Genomic DNA, 996 nt, shown 5'->3' with positions numbered 1-996 from the left:
GTGCGCGAGCTTACCACCAAACGCTTTTTGCGTGGCTGTCGGGCAGTGCTTGTATTTTGCTTCGGAGTATCAAGAAAAATGGCTATAAGCTATCATTTATTTTTGACAGTTATAGCGCTGAAAGCCCCGGTCTAGAGCCTTTCAAAAAATTATTTCAATGGGGTCTTTTGGCCTTTACCGGCTATGCTAGAGTGGATCCAAACAACTTAATGTATCGCCGGTGTACGTCTTCTCAAAAGGAATGGGGGGCTTTTGACATAACCGGACAGGCCACGCTGGGGCTCTATGCGCCATTTGCGGATGTTTCTCTTGTGCGGGCTGCCGATGCTGGCCGGCGCCGTCGAGTTCGATGAAACCACCCGCAGCCTTCCTCTGGGCCGGGTCATGCAAGTGCTTGAAGACCCAAGTGGCAGCGTCACTCTCGCCGATGCCCGTTCCGTCGCATTGGCCAGTCGCTACACCACCCATGATAAAGACACCCTCAATGCCGGCTATTCGCGCTCGGCGTTCTGGCTCAAGGTCGACCTGCATTACCTGCCCAAGGATCCGCAGGCCCTGCGCACCTGGTTACTGGAGCTGGCCTATCCGCCCCTTGATCATCTGGAGTTGTACGTCCCTGATGATACCGGCGCCTACCGACTGGCCGGGCGCACCGGTGATGCATTGCCGTTTGCCAGCCGCGAGATTCGCCAGAACAACTACCTGTTCAATGTCGATTTCAAGGCCGGTGAGCAGAAAACCCTCTATTTGCGCCTGCAAAGCGAAGGCTCGATCCAGGCGCCGCTGACCCTGTGGTCGAGTACCGCGTACCTGGAAGATCAGCCGCTGCGCCTGTATATGCTGGGCCTGATCTACGGCGTGTTGCTGGGCATGCTGGTGTACAACCTGTTTATCTACCTCAGCGTGCGCGACACCAGCTACCTCTATTACATCCTTTATATCGCCTCGTTCGGCATGTACCAGCTCTCGGTGAATGGCGCGGCAGTGGAGTATTTC

2 protein-coding genes are annotated in these 996 nt (G+C 55.5%); both read left to right on the top strand.

The window, feature by feature from the left end:
* Positions 1–353: hypothetical protein (locus ASU03_RS21625; protein ID WP_231731645.1), on the top strand; the 353-nt coding region annotated here is incomplete at its 5' end.
* Positions 286–996, top strand: a 711-nt coding sequence (locus ASU03_RS20210) for a 7TMR-DISM family protein (protein ID WP_331456678.1), incomplete at its 3' end; no start/stop codon positions are given. The genes ASU03_RS21625 and ASU03_RS20210, both read left to right, overlap by 68 nt.

The organism is Colwellia sp. TT2012, from assembly GCF_001440345.1.
Classification (GTDB): Bacteria; Pseudomonadota; Gammaproteobacteria; order Enterobacterales; family Alteromonadaceae; genus Colwellia.
The sequence above is the reverse complement of the archived record's forward strand: the minus strand, read 5'-3'. Positions and strand labels throughout refer to the sequence as shown.